Annotated in this window: 20 protein-coding genes and 1 pseudogene; 11 read left to right on the forward strand and 10 right to left on the reverse strand. The window is 55.6% G+C overall.

The window, feature by feature from the left end; translation table 11 throughout:
- Nucleotides 1-72: 72 nt before the first annotated feature.
- Nucleotides 73-375: a hypothetical protein gene (locus ALO43_RS32080; protein ID WP_024669978.1), complete on the forward strand. Its 303-nt coding sequence runs from the start codon at nt 73-75 to the stop codon at nt 373-375.
- Here ALO43_RS32080 and ALO43_RS08990 read toward each other — a convergent pair.
- From ALO43_RS08990 to ALO43_RS09000, 3 genes are all read right to left on the reverse strand, one after another.
- Entirely contained in the window at nt 331-3,249 is a 2,919-nt protein-coding gene (locus ALO43_RS08990) for a putative bifunctional diguanylate cyclase/phosphodiesterase (protein ID WP_024669977.1), read from the reverse strand. The two genes, ALO43_RS32080 and ALO43_RS08990, sit on opposite strands and share 45 nt — an antisense overlap.
- Nucleotides 3,250-3,280: 31 nt before the next feature.
- Nucleotides 3,281-4,132 carry a phosphate/phosphite/phosphonate ABC transporter substrate-binding protein gene (locus tag ALO43_RS08995; RefSeq protein ID WP_054997399.1) on the reverse strand — a complete coding sequence of 284 codons (852 nt, stop codon included), beginning with the start codon at nt 4,130-4,132 and terminating at the stop codon, nt 3,281-3,283.
- A gap of 570 nt (nt 4,133-4,702) precedes the next feature.
- Nucleotides 4,703-5,983, reverse strand: a complete 1,281-nt coding sequence (locus ALO43_RS09000) for a mechanosensitive ion channel family protein (protein WP_005889500.1) — start codon at nt 5,981-5,983, stop codon at nt 4,703-4,705.
- 248 nt (nt 5,984-6,231) lie between these two features.
- Here ALO43_RS09000 and ALO43_RS09005 point away from each other — a divergent pair, with 248 nt between their 5' ends.
- The gene (locus tag ALO43_RS09005) at nt 6,232-7,272 is read left to right on the forward strand and encodes an XAC2610-related protein (protein WP_234779191.1); all 1,041 of its coding nucleotides are present in this window, start codon (nt 6,232-6,234) and stop codon (nt 7,270-7,272) included.
- A gap of 11 nt (nt 7,273-7,283) precedes the next feature.
- On the opposite strand, the gene ALO43_RS09010 is transcribed toward ALO43_RS09005, so the two are convergent.
- Nucleotides 7,284-8,177, reverse strand: coding sequence for a LysR family transcriptional regulator (locus ALO43_RS09010; protein ID WP_005889504.1), 894 nt, complete (start codon nt 8,175-8,177; stop codon nt 7,284-7,286).
- Nucleotides 8,178-8,283: 106 nt separating this feature from the next.
- On the opposite strand from ALO43_RS09010, the pseudogene ALO43_RS09015 reads away from it, so the two are divergent.
- From ALO43_RS09015 to ALO43_RS09025, 3 genes and pseudogenes are all read left to right on the forward strand, one after another.
- Nucleotides 8,284-9,156 (forward strand): annotated as a pseudogene (locus ALO43_RS09015) (MFS transporter); the annotation flags it as partial.
- A gap of 138 nt (nt 9,157-9,294) precedes the next feature.
- Entirely contained in the window at nt 9,295-10,632 is a 1,338-nt protein-coding gene (locus tag ALO43_RS09020) for a DEAD/DEAH box helicase (protein WP_005889507.1), read from the forward strand.
- Nucleotides 10,633-10,829: 197 nt separating this feature from the next.
- Complete coding sequence (locus ALO43_RS09025; RefSeq protein WP_024669973.1) at nt 10,830-11,132, forward strand: hypothetical protein; 303 nt, start codon at nt 10,830-10,832, stop codon at nt 11,130-11,132.
- Between the two features lie 96 nt (nt 11,133-11,228).
- On the opposite strand, the gene ALO43_RS09030 is transcribed toward ALO43_RS09025, so the two are convergent.
- The 4 genes from ALO43_RS09030 to ALO43_RS09045 form a co-directional block, all read right to left on the reverse strand.
- Nucleotides 11,229-12,092, reverse strand: coding sequence for a DUF6279 family lipoprotein (locus tag ALO43_RS09030; RefSeq protein ID WP_005889511.1), 864 nt, complete (start codon nt 12,090-12,092; stop codon nt 11,229-11,231).
- A gap of 69 nt (nt 12,093-12,161) precedes the next feature.
- Nucleotides 12,162-12,890 carry a TorF family putative porin gene (locus ALO43_RS09035; protein WP_005889513.1) on the reverse strand — a complete coding sequence of 243 codons (729 nt, stop codon included), beginning with the start codon at nt 12,888-12,890 and terminating at the stop codon, nt 12,162-12,164.
- Nucleotides 12,891-13,032: 142 nt separating this feature from the next.
- Nucleotides 13,033-13,548, reverse strand: a complete 516-nt coding sequence (locus ALO43_RS09040; protein ID WP_005889514.1) for a hypothetical protein — start codon at nt 13,546-13,548, stop codon at nt 13,033-13,035.
- A gap of 166 nt (nt 13,549-13,714) precedes the next feature.
- Nucleotides 13,715-13,903 carry a hypothetical protein gene (locus ALO43_RS09045; protein ID WP_002554403.1) on the reverse strand — a complete coding sequence of 63 codons (189 nt, stop codon included), beginning with the start codon at nt 13,901-13,903 and terminating at the stop codon, nt 13,715-13,717.
- Nucleotides 13,904-14,208: 305 nt separating this feature from the next.
- Between ALO43_RS09045 and ALO43_RS09050 the strand changes: the two genes are divergently transcribed.
- Both ALO43_RS09050 and ALO43_RS09055 read left to right on the forward strand, forming a co-directional pair.
- The gene (locus ALO43_RS09050; protein WP_005889517.1) at nt 14,209-15,045 is read left to right on the forward strand and encodes a CvfB family protein; all 837 of its coding nucleotides are present in this window, start codon (nt 14,209-14,211) and stop codon (nt 15,043-15,045) included.
- Between the two features lie 147 nt (nt 15,046-15,192).
- Entirely contained in the window at nt 15,193-15,594 is a 402-nt protein-coding gene (locus ALO43_RS09055) for a DUF2177 family protein (protein ID WP_005889519.1), read from the forward strand.
- A 66-nt stretch (nt 15,595-15,660) separates the two neighbouring features.
- Here the strand turns inward: ALO43_RS09055 and ALO43_RS09060 are convergent, their stop codons facing one another.
- Nucleotides 15,661-16,041: a hypothetical protein gene (locus ALO43_RS09060; protein WP_005889521.1), complete on the reverse strand. Its 381-nt coding sequence runs from the start codon at nt 16,039-16,041 to the stop codon at nt 15,661-15,663.
- 241 nt (nt 16,042-16,282) lie between these two features.
- Here ALO43_RS09060 and ALO43_RS09065 point away from each other — a divergent pair, with 241 nt between their 5' ends.
- The 3 genes from ALO43_RS09065 to def all read left to right on the forward strand — a co-directional run bounded on the left by ALO43_RS09065 (nt 16,283) and on the right by def (nt 18,261).
- Nucleotides 16,283-16,474: a CsbD family protein gene (locus ALO43_RS09065; RefSeq protein ID WP_005889522.1), complete on the forward strand. Its 192-nt coding sequence runs from the start codon at nt 16,283-16,285 to the stop codon at nt 16,472-16,474.
- A 229-nt stretch (nt 16,475-16,703) separates the two neighbouring features.
- Entirely contained in the window at nt 16,704-17,675 is a 972-nt protein-coding gene (locus ALO43_RS09070; protein WP_024669970.1) for a YihY/virulence factor BrkB family protein, read from the forward strand.
- A 46-nt stretch (nt 17,676-17,721) separates the two neighbouring features.
- Nucleotides 17,722-18,261, forward strand: a complete 540-nt coding sequence (def, locus tag ALO43_RS09075) for a peptide deformylase (RefSeq protein WP_024669969.1) — start codon at nt 17,722-17,724, stop codon at nt 18,259-18,261.
- Nucleotides 18,262-18,285: 24 nt separating this feature from the next.
- Here the strand turns inward: def and ALO43_RS09080 are convergent, their stop codons facing one another.
- The gene (locus ALO43_RS09080) at nt 18,286-18,696 is read right to left on the reverse strand and encodes a GNAT family N-acetyltransferase (RefSeq protein ID WP_054997406.1); all 411 of its coding nucleotides are present in this window, start codon (nt 18,694-18,696) and stop codon (nt 18,286-18,288) included.
- Between the two features lie 130 nt (nt 18,697-18,826).
- Here ALO43_RS09080 and ALO43_RS09085 point away from each other — a divergent pair, with 130 nt between their 5' ends.
- Nucleotides 18,827-19,840 carry an ABC transporter substrate-binding protein gene (locus tag ALO43_RS09085; RefSeq protein WP_024690170.1) on the forward strand — a complete coding sequence of 338 codons (1,014 nt, stop codon included), beginning with the start codon at nt 18,827-18,829 and terminating at the stop codon, nt 19,838-19,840.
- The last annotated feature ends 2 nt before the right edge of the window (nt 19,841-19,842 follow it).

A 19,842-nucleotide genomic window follows, 5' to 3' on the forward strand; every position in this document is an offset into this window, starting at 1 on the left:
CTACCAACAGGCAATCATCAGGTCAGGATCAATTGATGGACGCCTGGTTGGGCTATAAAAATCGGCAATATAATGGCGTATATCTCTTGGATCGAGGCATTGATCAATGCTGCGCAGGAGGCGATTGGCTGGGATATGGCCTTCAATGTCAAACGAGCAAAGCAGTCGCTTTTGTCCGCTCGACATCATGCTGCGAATCTTCCGCTGGCCGAGGACCTGATTTTGCCGCAGGCCAGGCAGGAGATTTACTTTTTCAACAACATTGGCCAAAAACGGCCGCTTAATATAGCGCCTGCCATGACGGCTCTCGCAGACACTATCAATGCTACTTTACGCCACACCACTTTCAGGGAATCTTATATCCAGACTTCGTGACGATTTAATCATGGCAGCACACTCGTCACTGATGACGGGTCTACTAAAGAAATACCCCTGCATTTGATCGCAGCCATACGTCACAAGCAGCTCTAACTGGTCGACTGTTTCGACGCCTTCTGCAATGACCTTAAGGCCCAATTCGTGCGCCAGTACTATTACAGCTCTGGTGATAGCGGCGTCCTCATGATTGCTTGTTATATCCTTTATGAACACCCTGTCGATTTTGAGGGCGTCAAGAGGGAAGCGCCTCAAGTAGGCCAGACTGGAATAGCCCGTTCCAAAATCATCGACCGACAGGCTTATACCATACGACTTTATATCTTTAAGTATTTCAACCGCCGACTCGGGGTCGATCATGAGCATCGACTCGGTAAGTTCGAACTCTAAAAGAGCGGGGTTGACGCCGTATTCTTCAACGATGTGCTTGACCGTCTCGGCCAGGCCTTTTACCTGAAGCTGCCTGACTGAAAGATTGATGGCGATCGGGACCAGCCTGACAGTGTTCTCTTCCCAGCTTTTTATAGTTTCACAGACTTTGCGGATAACCCACAGGCCGACAGGAATTATCAGCCCAGTGTCCTCAAGAATTGGGATAAAGTCAGCCGGAGAAACCATGCCTTGCTCCGGGTGATTCCACCGCAATAAAGCCTCCAAACCACTTATCCTGCCATCGGTGAGGCTGACCTTCGGCTGAAAATGTAAAATAAATTCGTCGCGATCAAGTGCGCCCCGCAGTAGCGTTTCAGTCTGCAAGCGCTTGATTAAACTTTCGTTCATTCTGGCGTTGTAAAACTTGAAATTATTACGGCCGCTTTTTTTCGCATGGTACATGGCGGTGTCTGCATTCTTTAAGATGACACCCGTATCACGCCCATCGAACGGATAATTAGCGATACCGACACTCGCGGAAACAAATATATCCTGGCCGCCAAGATCAAACGGTTTTGCTAACGCATCAATAACGTGGGTCGCAAGCAATTTTATGAGGCTCTCGGAATAGACACGGTGTGTGACGACGATCGAAAATTCGTCGCCTCCCAGCCGTGCAACCACACTGTTCCCATCAATGCAGTCTTTCAAGCGCCGGCCCGCCTGGATAAGCAATTGATCGCCTACTGAATGCCCCATGGTGTCATTCACGGCTTTGAACCTGTCCAAATCTATAAATATGACGCTTACTGCATCTGGCGCTGACGTTTTTCGACTAATTAACTCGCGCAGATAATTGTTGAGAAACCAGCGATTAGGCAGATGGGTGAGCGAATCATTTTCGGCCAGGTAGGTTAGCTTTTTCTTTGCGTCATACCTTTCAAGCGCGGCAGCCAATAGGTTGGCCAGTGTTTGAATGTAGCTAACGTCTTCACGTGTGAATAAGTAGTCAGCGCTGGCATACACGCCAAGCACGCCTTTGAATACCTCCCGGCAAGAGATATCAACCTCCAGGCTACTTCTAATATTGTACATTTCCACTGTGCTATCAGGAAGCAGTGCGTAGCTGTTATCAGGCGCATCAGAGTGAATGACGAACCCGGCAAAAGAAGCAGTGCCTTTCAAGAAATCATCATGATAACTGTCGCGGGTTTCAACGTGGGTAAAGCCGACCTCCGCTTTGAGGATAACCGCGTGGCTCACTCGATCAACAACTAATAAAGCGGCCTTGCTCAATGTTAATCCTTGCGCCGCCGTCAGTGCTGCCCGTTCTCCTAGCGTACTGACGTTTTCTTCTGTCAATGCCTGCTGGCCAAACAAGGCGATAAGGTTTTGCCTTCTGGCGTTATCCAGAATTGCGACCTCAAACTCTTTTCGGTCTGTAATATCGATGTCGATGCAAATATATTTTTCAACGCCACCCATGTCATCGAGAATAGGGATGATAGTGCGTCGATGCCATGCATCCTTACCGGTACGACCTGAAAGCCTGACCTCGCCGTTCCACACCTCATTTTCCGGTGTCCATCGCCACGGCTCAGTGGCTGAAGACATACCGGTCCAGACTTCATCGATCGTCAACTCTAAAAGCTCGGCTCGCGAATGCTGTGAGCTTGTTACGAATCGTTCGTTAACGTAAGTGATACGTCCGGAGGCCGAAACTTCGCAAACGATTGAAACCTCATCCAGGGCATTTTTATGCTGCACCAGCGTATTCATCAACGATTCGATACGCAGGCCAAAGTGATTGCGCATGCTCGCGGCAGTACGGTTTACTGCTTTTATAGCCTCCTGTATTTCCATGGGAGCATCAGCGACCAACATGGCTTCTGCTGCCACTGCGCCTGAAGCGATTTCTGCCTCATAAGAGTGAAGCTTGCCCAAGTGGGCAAGCGAACGTTTAATCATGAACCCCATCAAAATCAAACTTATCAGTAAAAAGAATACCGCAAATAGTGTGGCCTGGATCACCAGGCTATAAAGTTCTGCAGCAATTTTTTCGGCGTTAAAAGACAAGCGCATAACGCCATAATCCTTCCCGCCAATAGTGATGGGGCGATTGACATCGAATAATCTTGCAGCGACCTCGGACTCTATCCACGCAGGGGCTCTCCCAACGGGCGCGCTGGCTGCCTCAAGACGAATGACGCCCCCCGACAGGTCAATAAACATGGCCGATTTGAACGGCGAGCGAGCCAGGGTTTTTTCGAGGGTTCTTTTGATGGTATCGTAATCGCCGATGACGACACTTTCCTCTACCGCTTGCGCGGCAACCTCTATCAGCATGTTAGCGGTGTCTTGTATCTCTTCAATGTGCTGAAGCAACTGGTTTTTATAAAACAGAACCAGACCTGTCGTCAGAAAAGTCAGTATCAGAATAGACAGCATCGCCAGTATTCGCGATGTCAGTGATTTGGGCAGCAGGCTTTTAAGGAAACTCATTAACAGCCTCTCCAGCTAAAGGTGGGATTAGTTACTTACGGCTTGCTGGCAAGCTATTATAAAAGTCCCGATAGGAAGCATAATCCGCTTCTGTCGCAGGAATGAAAGTAATCGGTACCGGGGCATGAACCAACTCGGTCGCCTCACGAAGGATTTTGCTGCCGTCAGCATCATGTTGCATATTAAAAAAAGCGTTGGCTACCGCATCACGTTCTTTTTTAGACACTCGAGGGGATGCCATGAGGGCCAAATCATTGAACGAGGCCGAACTCCACAGCACGCGGAACGACTTTCCTTCTCTCTCAGTGTAACCGCTTACAAGCTGTGAGTTGGCCCCCATCGCTTGAGCCTTGCCACTAAGGATTTGGCTAAAAGCACCATCCATGTTTCCGGCAAACACAGTAGACGTGTTGATTCCTTTCTTTACCAATTCCGAGCTTGTGACTTTATAAGCAATGAACGCTTCGGGTCCTGGGTAAACGACTTCTTTGCCCTCTAGTTCCGAAAGGCTGTGAATGGGCGAGTCGGCAGGTACCACGATCTGCCCTTCGAGGGCAGGCGCGTCACGGCGACCAAACACTGTCCAGCCCATTTTATCGCGTTCCGGGCTAAAAAGATGGTTGGTAAATGCGAAATCAACTTCTTGCGCGAGCACATAGCTTGTTGTGTCAGAGGATGTTCGTCCTAATTTCAGCGTGAGATTCACCCCGCTTTTTTCGGACACATACTTTATGATTGGGTTCCAGAAACTGGCTGACAGATTAAGATTGTACTGGTTGACAGGCGAAAAGTTGTAGACTTTAAGCTCTTCAGAAACCGCCACATTCGCCAGGGCAAAAGACAGTGTAATAAGTATAGCTTTGCAGCGCAGGCGTAACGTCACGTGTCAACTCCGACTGTATAATAACTTTCTTGCCTGACGGTGATTAGAGTGAACTTAATCTCAGCAATATAATATAATCGGCCGAGCCCCATGAATCTTAAGTGCAGCTTGCATGAATAAATATTAATCGACCCTTCAGCACACCTGCCTGCCCGCGCCAGAGCGGCGTTGGTGTCCACACTCAAATTTGCAGTGGGCACCACGTGTGGCCTTCACAAGGGCTTTTCATGCAGTCACAACACTGTTCCTGTTCCTGTTCCTGGTCGCTCAAGCCCAAGTCATTCAAGAGTGCGCACAGCCCGGAACCTCTATTGCCCGCATCGCGCTTAACCACAGCCTCAATGCGAACCTCGACCTTGGATTCGGCTGAAAACGCAAAACAGCAAGGCGCGCCACTTCATCACGAACACGTAGCTTGGTGAGATCGAAGGATGACCCGTCGTGATACGGCCGAGGTCGGCCAATACGTCCAAACGCTTAACTCTGTGCAAGGACTTTCAAACTTCAAGAAGCCGCTGTGCGAAGCGACCTGGCGAGTTTGATCTTGAGATCCCTACCGCTAACAGGCAGCTATCCCTGCTCAGACACGACCCGCTCTGACTCTCCCCGCAACCCCACCCGCATATCCGCCCCACTGGGCTGCTGATACAAACTCAACCCGAACTCCGGCATCACCGTAATCAGATAATCGAAAATATCCCCCTGTATCCGCTCGTAATCGACCCACACGGTAGTGCGGGTGAAGCAGTAGATTTCCAGCGGGATGCCCTGTGAAGTGGGTTCCAGTTGGCGGACCATGCAAGTCATGGCGGGGTTGATCTCGGCGTGGCTTTTCAGATAAGCCAGGGCGTAGGCGCGGAAGGTGCCGATGTTGGTCATGCGCCTGCGGTTGGCGGACATTTGTGCGACGTTGCCTTGCGCCTGGTTCCAGGCCAGCAGTTCGGCCTGTTTGCGGCCGATGTAGTCGGTGAGCAGGTGGATTTGCATGAGTTGCTGTTCTTCATCGTCACGCACGAAGCGCACGCCGCTGGCGTCGATGAACAGGCTGCGTTTGATGCGACGTCCGCCTGATTGCTGCATGCCGCGCCAGTTGCGGAACGACTCTGACATCAGGCGCCAGGTCGGGATGGAGACGATGGTTTTGTCGAAATTCTGCACTTTGACGGTATGCAGGGTGATGTCCACCACGTCGCCATCCGCGCCGACTTGCGGCATCTCGATCCAGTCACCGACGCGCAGCATGTCGTTGCTGGTCAACTGTACGCTGGCAACGAACGACAGCAGGGTGTCTTTGTAGACCAACAGGATGACCGCCGACATGGCGCCAAGGCCGGACAGCAGCAACAGCGGCGAACGGTCGATCAGCGTGGCGACGATGATGATTGCAGCGAAGACGTAGAGGATCATCTTCGACAGCTGCACGTAGCCCTTGATGGAGCGGGTGCGAGCATGTTCGGTGCGGGCGTAGATGTCCAGCAGGGCGTTGAGCAAGGCTCCGATGGCCAGTGTCATGAACAGGATGGTGAAGGCCATGGCGATATTGCCGATCACGTTCCTGCCTGCAGTGCTCAAACCGGGCACCAGCGTGAGGCCGAATTGTATGACCAGTGACGGCACCATCTGCGCGAGTCGGTGGAAGACCTTGTTATGACGGAAGTCGTTGACCCAGTGCAATGAAGGCTGACGGCCCAGCATCCTCACGGTGTACAGCACCAGAAACCGCGCCACACGGCCAAGCACCAGTGCAGCTGTCAACAGGAGAATCAGGGCCAGCCCGGTGCGCACCCATGGATGCTGATCAAGCATGTCCCAGAGTTCCTGGGTCTTGAGCCAAAGCGCGTGAATATCCATTGAGACGGAGTTCTCCTGCGGGAAGAGGGGGCGCGATTAAAACATTAACGGTGTCCTGTCGGGCGAAGACTGGCAAAATCAGTGCGCGCGCAGGGTGGCGCAGCATAACGTCCGGGCATGACACGGAATATGACGACTTTTATAAGCCCCCAATTATTCATCGCCGGAGTGGCAGCGTGCAGGTTTTAATCATTCAAGATTCCATGTTGTGGTCTCGGGCACGTTCGTGGATTGCAGGGGCAGGGCTGATGCTGGCAACACTGACCAGTGTTGCCGCTGTGCCGACTACTTATGGCGAGATGGATACCAAGGCGTTCGAGAAATCGCCCAGGGACACCTACACCCTGCAGGACTTTTCCGATAAATACCGTGCCACGCTGGAGATTTCCGCCAAAGACGATGTGTTTCGTCCCGGCGTGATCAATGTCTATGACAAGGCCAGCGGTGCTTCGCTGATCCGCGTGCAGTCCGATGAACTGGTGCTCGGCACCGATCCGAAAACCGGCAAGGTCAAAACCAATGTGCGTGAACTGCCCTACGGAGAGCAGAGCGTACTGATCTATCAGGATTTCAACTTTGACGGCATCAAGGACCTGGCGTTGATGGACGGCCAGAACAGCTGCTACCACGGCGCCTCGTTTCAGGTATTCCTCGGCACGGCCGATGGTTTTCGCCACAGTGATTCGTTTACCAAACTGGCGCAGAACAACTGCGGCATGTTCAACGTGGATGAAAAGAACCACAAGATCGACACGATGACCAAGGATGGATGTTGCTGGCACCAGACTTCTACGTACAGCATTCGTAACGGAGAACCGGTTCTGGAGACGCAGACGGTGATTGACCACACCGGTGGTTCAGGGCTGCCGACTGAAACCGTAAGCCGTAATCAGAATGGAAAGATGATGCACACCACCAGCATCGTCTGGGAGGAAGACGAACAGCGAGAAATTCTCTGGTCGTTCAGGCTCGCGCCGTCCGGCAAGCGAGTCGTTCTCTTTCGTTCAGGGCCCGCGAGCCCGGTCTTCTATGCCGCTGTAGACAGCAAGAATCAGGTGGGCCTGTTGTACCCTCAGGCCGACGGCGAGCAACTTAAGTACGACGACGCCAGTCACGTGTTGAGCTTCGCGCGCGGCGACACCGTTTACCGGATAGTGGCCGATGCAACGGGCGCGGCAAAAGGCATGCAAGTGGTGGCGCGAGGCAAAACCACGGAACTGAAATTGCTTCCAGGGCCTGCCGAAGGCTCGCTGAAAAAAGTCGCAGAGGCCCTAAAAGCCGCACAGTAGCAATCAATGCGCTAACCGCGATACCTGACTGCCTCGACAAACGCACTGAATGCCGGCGACGCCTGTCGCCGGTTCGGGTAGTACAGGTGAAAGCCTTCGAAGTACGGGCTCCAGTCAACCAGCACCTCTTTGAGGCGGCCGCTGGCGATATGCGGTTGTGCCAGGGAATCTGGCACATAGGCAAGCCCTACGCCGTCCAGGGCAGCATTGAGGACGTGGATCATGCTGTTGGACGTGAACTGCCCATTGACACGAATGTTCAATTTGCGACTGTCTTTTTCAAACTCCCAGGCGTAGCAACTTCCATTCGGTGAGTGGCGGATGTTGATGCAGGTGTGTTGGGTCAGGTCCTGCGGCTGCAAGGGTACGGGATGTCGCTCGAAGTATGCGGGTGACCCGACTACCGACAGTCGCCAGTCTGGGCCGAGGCGTACGGCGATCATGTCCTTGCTGATGGATTCCCCCAGGCGAATGCCCGCATCGAAGCGTTCGCTGACAATGTTGGTGAAGCCGTAGTCGATGCAGATTTCGATCTGGATATCCGGGTACTGCGCGAGAAACCCCGCAAGCATGGGCCGAATGATGCCTTCTGCAGCGTCATCGGAGCAGGTGATGCGGATTGTGCCAGCGGGCTTGTCACGCAGTTCGCCCAATACTTCGACCTCTGCTGCGATCTGATCCAGCAGCGGCCCTATCGAGCGCATCAGTTGTTCGCCTGCTTCGGTCGGGGCTACGTTGCGTGTGGTTCTCGCCAGCAGGCGCAAACCCATACGCTCTTCGAGCGCCCTCAGGGTGTGGCTCAACGCAGAGGGTGTCACGCCCAGTTTTGTGGCTGCCTTGGTAAAGCTTTGCTCCCGGGCAACCAGCAGAAAGGCTTGCAGGTCATTGAGTTTGGGTGTGCTCATTGCTGAATATCTCTCACAAGCGCGTGGAAATTACGGCGTCTAATAATGCTAATCCCTTTGCCCTAACCTGTGCCGACTATTTTGATAACCGCCAGGTCAGCGACGCATGCAAGCATTTGATTCAACTCTGAAGCAGCCCGCCACGACCACTCATCCGCCTGCTTGGGGCGCCGTGTTTTCGATGGCGTTGTGTGTGGTGGTGCTGATCGCATCGGAGTTCATGCCGGTGAGCCTGCTGACTCCGATCGCTCAGGATCTGGGCGTCAGCAAGGGCCAGGCCGGACAGGCGATTTCGATTTCTGGCTTCTTCGCAGTACTGATCAGCCTGCTCCATACACCGCTGACCGGCCATCTTGATCGCAAGAAGGTCCTGCTTGGCTTCAGCCTGCTGTTGCTGGGCTCTGCGGTAATCGTCACGTTGGCGTCCAATGGCTGGATGTTCATAGCGGGCCGTGCATTGCTGGGCGTGGCCATTGGCGGCTTCTGGTCGATGTCGACAGCCACCGTGATGAGGCTGGTGCCAAAAAAGTCCGTCGCCAGAGGCCTGGCGCTGATCAACGGTGGTAACGCGCTGGCTGCCACGGTGGCTGCGCCGTTGGGTAGCTTCATGGGGCAGTACATCGGCTGGCGTGGCGCGTTCTTTCTGGTCATTCCGCTGGCGGCTCTGGCATTTGCCTGGCAGTTGCTAAGCCTTCCGGCCATGAGCAGCTCGCCGAACGGCAGGGCGCGCAATCCTTTTCGACTGCTGCGCAACCCGCAAGTGGCTATCGGCATGAGCGCCATTCTGTTGCTGTTCATGGGCCAGTTCGCCGTCTTCACCTATTTGCGCCGGTTTCTGGAAGACGTCACCGGCGTAAGCGTCACCACGTTGTCGCTGATGCTGCTGTTGCTGGGTGCCAGCGGGCTGGTCAGCACCTACCTGATTGGCGGTCTGCTGCAAAAACGCATCTATGCCTGCCTGATTGCCATTCCTCTGCTTGATCAGGCTGCTTTCGGCGGGCGGTTATTGACCAATCCGTAAACAAAATCGACCTTTGGTGGTAAAGAAACTCGGCCCCGGCGCTCGAAACCGTTAGGCTATGCAGCTGTATTTTTGTTTTTCGTCGAGGTAGCACCCGTGTTTTCCGAATTCGCCCTGCACGAACGCCTGCTTAAAGCTGTGGCCGAGCTTAAATTTGTCGAGCCTACGCCTGTGCAGGCGGCCGCCATTCCGCTCGCACTGCAAGGGCGCGACCTGCGGGTGACTGCGCAAACCGGCAGTGGCAAGACTGCGGCCTTTGTGTTGCCGATCCTCAACCGCCTGATCGGCCCGGCCAAAGTACGCGTCGACATTCGCGCAGTGATCCTGCTGCCGACCCGTGAGCTGGCGCAACAGACGCTCAAGGAAGTCGAGCGTTTTTCCCAGTTCACCTTCGTCAAGGCAGGTCTGATCACCGGTGGCGAGGACTTCAAGGTTCAGGCGGCGATGTTGCGCAAGGTGCCGGACATCCTGATCGGCACGCCGGGTCGTCTGCTGGAGCAGCTCAACGCAGGCAACCTCGACCTCAAGCACGTTGAAGTGCTGGTGCTGGACGAAGCCGACCGCATGCTGGACATGGGCTTTTCCGAGGACGTCGAACGTCTGGCGGGCGAATGCGCGGGTCGCGAGCAGACCATGCTGTTCTCGGCGACCACTGGCGGTGCCGGCCTGCGGGAAATGATCGGCAAGGTGCTCAAGGACCCACAGCACCTGCAAGTGAACAGTGTCAGCGAACTGGCTTCCGGCACACGCCACCAGATCATCACCGCTGACCACAACGTTCACAAAGAGCAGGTTCTGAACTGGTTGCTGGCCAACGAGACCTATCAGAAAGCCATTATCTTCACCAATACCAAGGCAATGGCCGACCGTCTGTATGGCCGTCTGGTTGCGCTGGAATACAAGGCGTTCGTGCTGCATGGCGACAAGGATCAGAAGGATCGCAAGGCCGCTATCGACCGCCTGAAGCAGGGCGGTGCGAAGATCATGGTCGCTACCGATGTGGCGGCCCGCGGTCTTGATGTCGAAGGTCTGGACATGGTGGTCAATTTCGACATGCCACGCAGCGGTGACGATTACGTTCACCGCGTCGGCCGCACAGGTCGTGCAGGCAGCGACGGCCTGGCGATCTCGCTGATCTGTCATGGCGACTGGAACCTGATGTCGAGCGTTGAGCGCTACCTCAAGCAGAGCTTCGAGCGTCGCGTCATCAAGGAAGTCAAAGGCACCTACGGCGGGCCGAAGAAGGTCAAGGCGTCGGGCAAGGCGGTAGGCGTCAAGAAGAAAAAGACCGACGCCAAGGGCGACAAGAAAAAGGTAGCGGCCAAAGGCCCTACCAAGCGCAAGACTGTCAACCGTCCCAAGTCGGATCTTGTCAGTCAGGACGGCATGGCCCCTCTGAAAAAACGCAGTACGCCGGCCCCGGCTGCCGAGTGATTGCTCTGATCGCTCCCGCGCATAGGCGGGAGCGATCCACTTCTGCATCGTCTGCCCTCATGTGTACCACCCTTCGCCACGCCGTCCGGCAGCTTCTCTGAACCGCTACATACCCCCGCAGGTCACACACTCTGAGTCGCATGCCCATGACTGGATGTCATGGGTGATCATTCCATGCTGGACGGAGGTTTAGAGAAATGACTTACAACTGGGACCTTATCGAGCGTTTGTTGCACGAGGTGCAGAACACGGGCGCCAAATCGACATCCACCGAATTTGAGACGCTTCTGAATCGTAGCTTTATCGAACCGCTGCCTCGCGAGGAAGGCGGGGATGGCTCGACTTACATGCTGACAAAGCGCGGCTCGAGCCTGTTGTCTTTGATCGACAGCAGCATTCCGGGTAATGATCACCCGCGTCAGGTGCTGAATGAGCAGGCGGGCGATCCGCTTGATCCGGCGATCTTCGATATGATCGCTAAAAAGCCGCAGATCGCCTAAACCCGCCGACACTCAACATGTTTATCCAGGGCAGGACACAGAGCGTCCGGAACTGCATGCCCACGCGGAGCGTGGGCAAGGTAACCGGGGGGCGGATCACTTCTGCGACTTCAGGCAATCGAGTTCAGTGAAGTCCTTGCGCATGTCGGCTATCCGGCTTAGCAAGCGGGTGCGTTGTTCCGGGGTGCTCATCGCCGTGATGTCTACAATCAGCGATATCGCGGCTTTCTCGGTCTGGTCGTAGGCCTTGCGATACTCGGGCGTCCAGAAGGTCTCGCGGTCCTGCAGCAGCGCGGCGATGCGCTGCGGGAAATCGCTGGCCTGGCGCTGCTGAACAGTAGCCAGGAACAGGTTCTGCCAGCGCGTGCGGTTGTCGATCCAGGCTTTGTTCTGTTCGCCAAGCGAAGCGGACCAAGCCTGAATACGGTCTTTCTGCTCCTGGCTCAGTTTGCCGATCCATGGCGTCAGACGTTTTTGCATGCGGTCGGCGCGTTCGGCAATCTGCCGGTCCAGAGGTTGGTCGAGGTATTTGTTTTCGCGCTTGCGCTGGTCCTTGGCAAACGACTCCTGCATCTCCTGCACCTGCTTGTCGTCAAAGCGTGAGAGCAATTCCACCGCGGACGGGGTGATCTCCTGAGAGATTTTAGAAATCGCTTCCTTGGCCTCGCGGGTGCGGGCTTCAAGCCCCTCGTAGGTCACCTGATCGTTCCTGACCATGCCTTCAAGCTTGTCCAGCCAGGCCAGATAACTCGGTAACTGGGTGCTGCAATGCCAACTCAGGTGTTCCTTGAGGCGAATATCCAGCCAGCCTTTCTGTTCCGAGTTCATGTCCAGATAGTCGCTGAGCGTCCAGGGAATGATCACGTCGAGATTGCGATACGCCAAACCTACCTGATTGCATCCGGCAAGCAGTGATACGGTCATCAACAGCGAAATGAGGGCTTTGAAGAAAGACGGCATGACAACTCCTTGGCGTACTGACGTGCAGTAGAGGAGTGTAGCGGCTGGCAGTTCAACCGGGTTCAGCCATTAAAAGAACGAACGCACAGCCTTGAGGGTAAATGTCCCGTCGCAGCGCGCATTATGACCGCTGTACACGCTGCAATCACCGCCGCTGAGGCTTGAGCCGCTGTAGATCAGGTTCATATCGATGCCCAGCCATGGCCGTGAAAGGTTCAGCGACCAGTCGTTGAAGCCGTTGATCATGCTGCCGTCGGTAGAGGCTTGCGGCATGTCGAATTGGTGATTGGCATACTGCATGCGCACGCCCACCCCCAGTCGCTCGATGGCGCCGAGGTCGACGAACACAGTACTGTCGCGGGTGCCCACGTCGTTGCTGAAGGCCGCACCGACTCGGCTGTTGAGCATGCGCAACCCGGCATAGAATTCGTGACTGTCGACCTGATCGGTGTCCGGGTAACTGTAGCGGATCATCCCCAGCTCATAGCCCAAGGTGTTATCGAACGGTTTTTTGAAGCCCATGTATGAATCGAGCTCCATGCCGGAGTCGGAAGCGAAGCCCACGTTGGGCGTCCACTGGCCGAAGTAAAAACCGCTTTCATGGGTCAGGTCCAGCCCGCCGTGAAACGAGTCCGAACCGCCGGTAGGTGTCACCAGGCCTTGCGCCATGCTGCGTGTGGGCGTAGTGGCCAGTTTCAGGTCGAACGCTCCCAAATCCCGCTCCATGACCTGGGCAGAGACGGACTGACAGACAAGCAATGCACTGAAGGACAGCACGTATAAGCGATGGCTGAGCATGGCTCACTCCCTTGATCGGCGAGGAGTGTGGTCAGGAATGGCGTATCGAAAGTGGCCCGTAAGCCGACACAAACCGCGAGCTAGAGCGCTGCAAGGATACCGGTGAAATACTGCCGGGACGAACCGTTCGTCAGATCGCAGGTCATCGATTGGCGGTAGCCGTGTGAGTGGGTGGGATTACCAGCCCGCGAATCACCACCAGCGCCTGTTCAAACGAGGGATAGCCGCTCTTGGCGACGTCCAGTTGGGCGTACTCGGCCCGATAATGCTCGGCGAGTTTCGGGTCGCTCACGCTGAGCTGCTGGGAGAGCAGGGCAATGGCCAGTGGATGCCGATTGTTTGCTGCGGTTTTCAGCAACTGGATAATCTGCTCCTGATCGGCCTGCTGGCGAATCAGCAGCACGGCCTGGTAGAACTCGGCTTCGCCCGATGCATCGGTAGCTCCAGCGCGGCGCAGTATCGCTTCGGCCAGCTCGTAATTTTCGCGGTTGTCTTCGCTGATCAGCAGCTTGGCCTGAAGCATGTCGTTCTGGTACAGCAAATGCTCGGCCCGGCAATTGCCGTTGGAAGGCTGGCTGTCGTTGGGGCCGTTTTCGCAATTGTGCGATGCGCAGCCGCCAAGGTAGATAAGTGCGCCGAAAAGCATCCAGTTCTTCATTCGAGCATTCCACAAAGGAGACAACTTCCAGAGCGTGAACCAGCTCGTGGTCATAGTGATATCAGAGGAGAGAGTAGCAGCGTGACCGGAAGAATATCCAGCGAAGGATGGTCAATCTAGCGCCTTGAGCGTCAAGGCGCATAGAGATCGACAGGCAGGACGCAGTTTATTTTTTACCGAGATTGATCTGCTTGGACGGTGCGAAAGTCTGGCCACTCACGCCTTTGGCAATTTGCTGAATTTCGCCGCCGGACTTCAGGAAAGCCGCAATCTGCGCGTTGATCGAGTCGCTCGTTTCAACGGCTGGGGCGGGTTTGGCTTTCGAGTGGGATGCTTTGATACGCATGGCTGCCATTTACCTTCATAAACGTAATACGGCCAGCCAGAATACAGGAAATGCCCGGTCTTTGCGTGGCAAATATGCGGCCTGTCGAGTGACATATAAATGTTCTGCAGAGAAAGCGTCAGCCATCAGGTGTGCTAACTGGCTGTTTTGAATGGCAAGTTATAGGCTGGCCATTCTGACCTTGGCATAGCTGCCAGCCTTGGGGCGAGGCATAAACTGACGAGTGGAGGGCCCGCCTGTGCGTGCGCAGACACAGTGCGAACCCGGACACAAAGTCGGGTAGAATGCCGCCCACGTAATGAGGGTATCTGGAAATGGCTTTAATCGGGCGCTACAACAGCTTGCAAATCGTCAAGCACACGAACTTCGGTCTGTATCTGGACGGTGCGCAGGACGGCGAAATCCTTCTGCCCAACCGGTATATCCCCAAGGATATCCCCACCGAAGATGAGGACTGGCTGAATGTGTTCATCTATCTGGACAGCGAAGACAAGCTGATCGCCACCACTGAAAAGCCCAAGGTACAGGTTGGTGAGTTCGCCAGCCTCAAAGTGGTTGAAGTCAACAGCATCGGCGTGTTCCTCGATTGGGGCCTGCCCAAGGACTTGCTGCTGCCTTACTCCGAAGAAAAACGCACCTTGCAGGCTGGCGAGTATTGCGTGGTTCATGTCTACCTCGACAAGCACACCCGTCGCATCACCGCCACTGCACGTCTGGATCGTTACCTGGACAAGACCCCAGCGAACTACAGCGTGGGGCAGGAAGTCGATCTGCTGGTGGCCGAAGCGACCGACATGGGCTTCAAGGCGATCATCAACAACAAGCACTGGGGCCTGATTCACAAGAACGAAGTGTTCAAGTTCATGCGTGCCGGCAAGCAGGAAAAGGGCTTCATCAAGGAGATCCGCGCCGACGGCAATATCAGCCTGAGCCTGCAGCCTGTCGGGGCCGAGGCGGCAAGCAGTCTGAACTCGAAGATTCTCACCAAGCTGCGTGAGAACAACGGCTCGCTGCCAGTCAGCGATAAAAGCGACCCACAGGTCATCAGCGGACTGTTCGGCGTCAGCAAAGGCAATTTCAAGAAGGCCATTGGTGCGCTGTATAAACAAGGTCAGATCGTGATTCACGCCGATCGTATCGACCTGGTCTGATAAAACTTGCAGCCTGGACGCCTGAGCGCAGCCAATGCACCTCAGGCCCAGGCCGAAAGCGTTTCTATCGAAGGATCAATTTCCATCCTTGACGGGTCATAACCCTGTGCGGCCTTTTTCAGGCCCGGAACGGCATCAAGGATTCTCATGAAAAAAATGCTTACGGCTTACCTCGGCACGCTGCTGGCGTTCCTGATTCTCGACGGGCTATGGCTTGGCGTGTTCATGGGGCCTGTCTATCGGGAATGGCTTGGGCCGCTGATGCTGGCGACACCGGTGGTCGGGCCCGCCGTGGCGTTCTATCTGCTTTACGGTGTTGGCGTGGTGGTGTTCGGCGTGATGCCGGCAGTCAGGGAGCAGCGGATGAGCCGTGCCACGCTGTTCAGCGGCTTGCTGGGGCTGGTTGCCTACGGCACGTATGACCTGACCAACTGGGCGACATTACAGGGCTGGCCTGCGCAACTGGCGCTGATCGATCTGGCCTGGGGTACTGTCGTCTCCGCGCTGGCCGGTACGGCAGGCTACCTGGCGGTGCGACGCTTCGCCTGAGGACTGCGCGCAGCGATGAACGTCACTGAGGCGCGCTGTTCAGTCGCTGCTGCCATTAAAAGCAGGTCAGTTCTGCAGAAAACCGGCAAAACCCAGATTGCTGCCCTTGGGGCGCATGTCTTTGAGAAATGAGTCCTTGTCGGCGCTCAGTTCGAGGCTGACGGTCGGTTTGCGCTTGTCGGCATTGCGCACTTCAAGACCTTCCATGTGATCGCGCATGAATACAGTGGTCACTTTGAGGTGTAGCAACTGGTCTGTTTCAGGCGTGTGCAGCAGCAGATGCAGCCATTCGTACTGGCCTACCTGCAGGCGCGGCACCGGCAGGTCGAACCACCAGATATTGCGTTTAGGGTCGAGCACAGCGAAATGGGTGTTGTTGACGCCGAGCACTGCGCCGCCCAGATCCTGGTTTCTGCGTGCAATGGCCAGCTTTTTATCGAGTTTCATAGCGTTCCTGAGAATCGGTTTGTTCAGCGTGTCGGCCTTGCCGGACAACGGTGCCGCGTATTCTCGCACAAAGTCCGGCGCGCGCTCGTTTCTACGCTTGAAATGCAGGTGTGCAGGCAAGCGGACCAGCGGCGACGTCGGTCGCGATATTCATGAAACTCTTCGTTCTCGGTGAAGGTCAACTTCTGTGTCGATTACGACAACCTATTCCAGTGCGGTCTTCAGACCCAGGAGATTTTCGATGAGCAGTACCAGCGATAAAGTCAAAGGCATGGCCAACGAAGCCGTTGGTAACGTCAAACAGGCTGTTGGCAAGGCCACCGATAACACGAATTTGAGGGCTGAAGGCAAGGTTCAAGAGTTGAAGGGCGAGGGCCAGCAGGCCAAAGGCGAAGTGAAAGACGCGATCAAGAAAGGCGTCGACAAGGCGTAAACGGAGCGTTCCCGTCGCCTTCTGCACGGGAATGAGCGACGCCGATAACGGTCATCCACGGATGGCCGTTATGCTTTCTGCCTTGCGGGACTGAAACCTTTCAAGACCTGTCCAGTCAATGTGCCATCGGTATTTGCGTATAACCTTGTGATTACACAAGGCCTGCGATGCAGAAAATGCCGGTCTTCAGGATGTTAGGTGTTCCAGTTCGGGAGCAAGAGGAAGCGCCATGATTTTCCCCCATTTGCGTAAACTGTCAGTCGGTAAAGTACTGGTGCGCACCGTCAACGAGTTTCTCGACGACGAGATGTCCACCTATGCGTCGGCACTGGCTTATCAGATGCTGTTTTCTTTGTTCCCGTTTTTGCTGTTTCTGATCGCCTTGATCGGCTTTCTGCACCTTCCGGATTTTTTCTCCTGGCTGCGCCTGCAGTCCGAGTTTCTGTTGCCACCGCAGGCGCTCGAACAGGTCAACCCGGTTATTGATCAGTTGCAGCAGTCCAAGGGCGGTTTGCTCTCGATCGGTATCGTGATCGCCTTGTGGACAGCGTCGGCTGGCGTTCGTCTGATGATGAGCGCCATGAACGCGGCCTACGATGTGGTCGAAGGTCGTCCCATCTGGAAGCGTTTTCCGCTGTCGATCCTGTACACCGTCGGCATTGCCGGCATGTTGCTGGCAGCAGCGGCTTTCATGGTGCTGGGGCCTCAGGTGATGAACTGGATTGCTGCACAGGTCGGGATGGAAGAGATCATCGTGACGCTGTGGACCATCTTGCGCTGGCCCGCGATCATTATCTTGCTGATGGTCGCCGTGGCACTGATCTACTACGTGATGCCTGACGTCAAACAAGAGTTTCGCTTTATCACACCGGGTTCGGTATTGGCTGTGGTGGTGTGGATTGTGGCTTCGCTGGCGTTTGGTTTCTACGTCAAGACCTTCGCCGACTACAACGCCATGTATGGAAGTATCGGTGCGATCATCGTGCTGTTGCTGTATTTCTACATCTCGGCCGCCGTGCTGCTGCTGGGCGCGGAAATGAATGCGGTGATCGAGCATATGTCTGCCGAGGGTAAGGAAGCGGGCGAGAAAGAGCCGGGCGACGGTCTGGGCGATGAGCAGGAAGAGGCGGGTGGCAAACAGCATGTTTCCGGGTTGGGGCGTGATCATTCCGTACCAATGCCCAAGGCTGAAGAAACCTGATGGCCATGTATGACAAGATGGCGTTTTATGCGAAGGACCAGCAGCCATGATTCGTAATATTCTCAAGATGGGCGATGAGCGTCTGTTGCGCATCGCTCCACCTGTTCCGACAGAGATGTTCGGCAGCAGCGAACTCGAAACGCTGATTGCCGACATGTTCGAAACCATGCACAGCGTGGGCGGCGTTGGCCTGGCGGCGCCGCAGATTGGTATCGATCTGCAACTGGTGATCTTCGGTTTCGAGCGCAGCGAACGCTATCCAGAAGCCGAGGCCGTCCCGCAGACAATCCTGCTCAACCCGCTGATTACCCCGCTTGGCCCGAACATGGAAGAGGGCTGGGAGGGGTGTCTTTCAGTGCCGGGGCTTCGCGGTATGGTTGATCGTTACCAAAGTATTCGCTATGAGGGTTTCGACCCGGATGGCCTGCCCATCGAGCGGGTTGCTCACGGCTTCCATGCGCGGGTTGTGCAACACGAATGCGATCACCTGATCGGACGCTTATACCCTTCGCGTATCACCGATTTCAGCAAGTTCGGCTTCATGGACGTGATGTTTCCGGACATGGACCCCAATGCTGATGAATGACAGCGTGCTGCTCCCTTCAGCCCGTCAGGCTTCCCGAGACAGCGCAATCAACGCCTTGCTGCGGCTATAGCGCATCAATCGCTCGCCCAGTACTTGTGGCAAACGCTGCGCTGTTTCAAACCCCATGAGCTGATAAAACCCCAGCAAGTCAGGGTGACAGAACAACCAGACTGGCCCCGAGAGTGGCAGCAGCGCCGCCTCTATCAAGCGTTCCGCCACGGATTGGCCACGCTGTGCCGGGGCGACAAAAAGCCCCGTCAGCCAGTGGCCCTCCGCCACGGGCGAAAGGCACAAAGCCCCGACTATCTCGCCCTGCTTTGCTACCCATATATGCCCTTTGCTGGCGGGTCGCATCGACGACTGGTGTTCGCGATAGAACTTGCCCAGCAGCGGGCGACACGTATCGGGTAACAGGCAATACTGAATTTCTGACATCGCAAGCGAACTCGCCGGCACGGAATGGAGGGGTTGCATCATACAGAGGCTCATCTCGTTACAACTAATGACCGCGTAACGATGTCGATACTGTCAGCTATGTTTTCTTTACCCGCCATTCGAGGTGAGCATGAGATCAATAACACGACTGCTGAGCTGTTCCCTGCTGGCGCTGGGGCTGCTCGGTCCGCCAGCTATGGCGGCTGAAAAAAACGCGCCGATCCAGTTCGGCGCGCTGACCTGGGAAAGCGGCAGTCTGATTACCGAGGTATTGCGCACGCTGGTCGAAAAGGGCTACGGCTACCCGACCGACACGTTGCCCGGCAGTACCGTCAGCCTCGAAACTGCGCTGGCCAAAAATGATATTCAGGTCATCGCCGAAGAGTGGACCGGACGCAGCCCGGTATGGGTCAAGGCCGAAGCTGACGGCAAGGTTTTCGGTCTGGGCAATATCGTCAAAGGTGCGACCGAAGGCTGGTGGGTACCTGAATACGTGATCAAGGGCGATGCTGCCAAAGGCATCAAACCGATGGCGCCGGACCTGAAGTCGGTGGCTGACCTGGCCCGTTACAAGGATGTGTTCAAAGACCCGGAGTCGCCTGACAAAGGACGTTTTCTCAACAGTCCGAGCGGCTGGACCTCCGAGATCGTCAACACCCAGAAACTCAAGGCCTATGGGCTGAGCGACAGCTTCGTCAACTTCCGTACAGGCTCGGGCGCTGCGCTGGATGCCGAGATCGGGTCGGCCATCCGCCGTGGCAAACCGGTGCTGTTCTACTACTGGTCGCCGACCCCGCTGCTGGGCAGTTACAAGCTGATCAAGCTTGAAGAACCCCCTTTCGACGCCGATGCCTGGAAAACCCTGACCGATGCCAGCAATCCTGACCCGCGCGGTTCCTCTTCGCTGGACGCCACGCTGTCTATCGGCGTGTCCGCAGCGTTCAGCAAGCAGTACCCGGAACTGGTGAGTTTCTTCAAACAAGTGGATTTCCCTATCGATCTGCTCAACCAGACGCTGGCTGAAATGAGCGAAAAACACCAGGACCCGCAAGTTGTCGCCAAGGCGTTTCTCAAGCAACACCCGGATGTCTGGAAAGCCTGGCTGCCTGCCGATGTAGCAGCGCGCGTCAGTAGCGCGTTGTAAGC

Origin of the sequence: Pseudomonas tremae, from assembly GCF_001401155.1 — a bacterium.
Classification (GTDB): Bacteria; Pseudomonadota; Gammaproteobacteria; order Pseudomonadales; family Pseudomonadaceae; genus Aquipseudomonas; species Aquipseudomonas tremae.

Bases quoted from the DNA above. Each gene is read 5' to 3' on its own strand.
- ALO43_RS32080 (WP_024669978.1), top strand. From the start codon at position 73: ATGGCGTATATCTCTTGGATCGAGGCATTGATCAATGCTGCGCAGGAG.
- ALO43_RS08990 (WP_024669977.1), bottom strand. From the start codon at position 3,249: ATGAGTTTCCTTAAAAGCCTGCTGCCCAAATCACTGACATCGCGAATA.
- ALO43_RS09000 (WP_005889500.1), bottom strand. From the start codon at position 5,983: ATGGATATTCACGCGCTTTGGCTCAAGACCCAGGAACTCTGGGACATG.
- ALO43_RS09005 (WP_234779191.1), top strand. From the start codon at position 6,232: ATGCTGGCAACACTGACCAGTGTTGCCGCTGTGCCGACTACTTATGGC.
- ALO43_RS09010 (WP_005889504.1), bottom strand. From the start codon at position 8,177: ATGAGCACACCCAAACTCAATGACCTGCAAGCCTTTCTGCTGGTTGCC.
- ALO43_RS09025 (WP_024669973.1), top strand. From the start codon at position 10,830: ATGACTTACAACTGGGACCTTATCGAGCGTTTGTTGCACGAGGTGCAG.
- ALO43_RS09030 (WP_005889511.1), bottom strand. From the start codon at position 12,092: ATGCCGTCTTTCTTCAAAGCCCTCATTTCGCTGTTGATGACCGTATCA.
- ALO43_RS09035 (WP_005889513.1), bottom strand. From the start codon at position 12,890: ATGCTCAGCCATCGCTTATACGTGCTGTCCTTCAGTGCATTGCTTGTC.
- ALO43_RS09040 (WP_005889514.1), bottom strand. From the start codon at position 13,548: ATGAAGAACTGGATGCTTTTCGGCGCACTTATCTACCTTGGCGGCTGC.
- ALO43_RS09045 (WP_002554403.1), bottom strand. From the start codon at position 13,903: ATGGCAGCCATGCGTATCAAAGCATCCCACTCGAAAGCCAAACCCGCC.
- ALO43_RS09050 (WP_005889517.1), top strand. From the start codon at position 14,209: ATGGCTTTAATCGGGCGCTACAACAGCTTGCAAATCGTCAAGCACACG.
- ALO43_RS09055 (WP_005889519.1), top strand. From the start codon at position 15,193: ATGAAAAAAATGCTTACGGCTTACCTCGGCACGCTGCTGGCGTTCCTG.
- ALO43_RS09060 (WP_005889521.1), bottom strand. From the start codon at position 16,041: ATGAAACTCGATAAAAAGCTGGCCATTGCACGCAGAAACCAGGATCTG.
- ALO43_RS09065 (WP_005889522.1), top strand. From the start codon at position 16,283: ATGAGCAGTACCAGCGATAAAGTCAAAGGCATGGCCAACGAAGCCGTT.
- ALO43_RS09070 (WP_024669970.1), top strand. From the start codon at position 16,704: ATGATTTTCCCCCATTTGCGTAAACTGTCAGTCGGTAAAGTACTGGTG.
- def (WP_024669969.1), top strand. From the start codon at position 17,722: ATGATTCGTAATATTCTCAAGATGGGCGATGAGCGTCTGTTGCGCATC.
- ALO43_RS09080 (WP_054997406.1), bottom strand. From the start codon at position 18,696: ATGTCAGAAATTCAGTATTGCCTGTTACCCGATACGTGTCGCCCGCTG.
- ALO43_RS09085 (WP_024690170.1), top strand. From the start codon at position 18,827: ATGAGATCAATAACACGACTGCTGAGCTGTTCCCTGCTGGCGCTGGGG.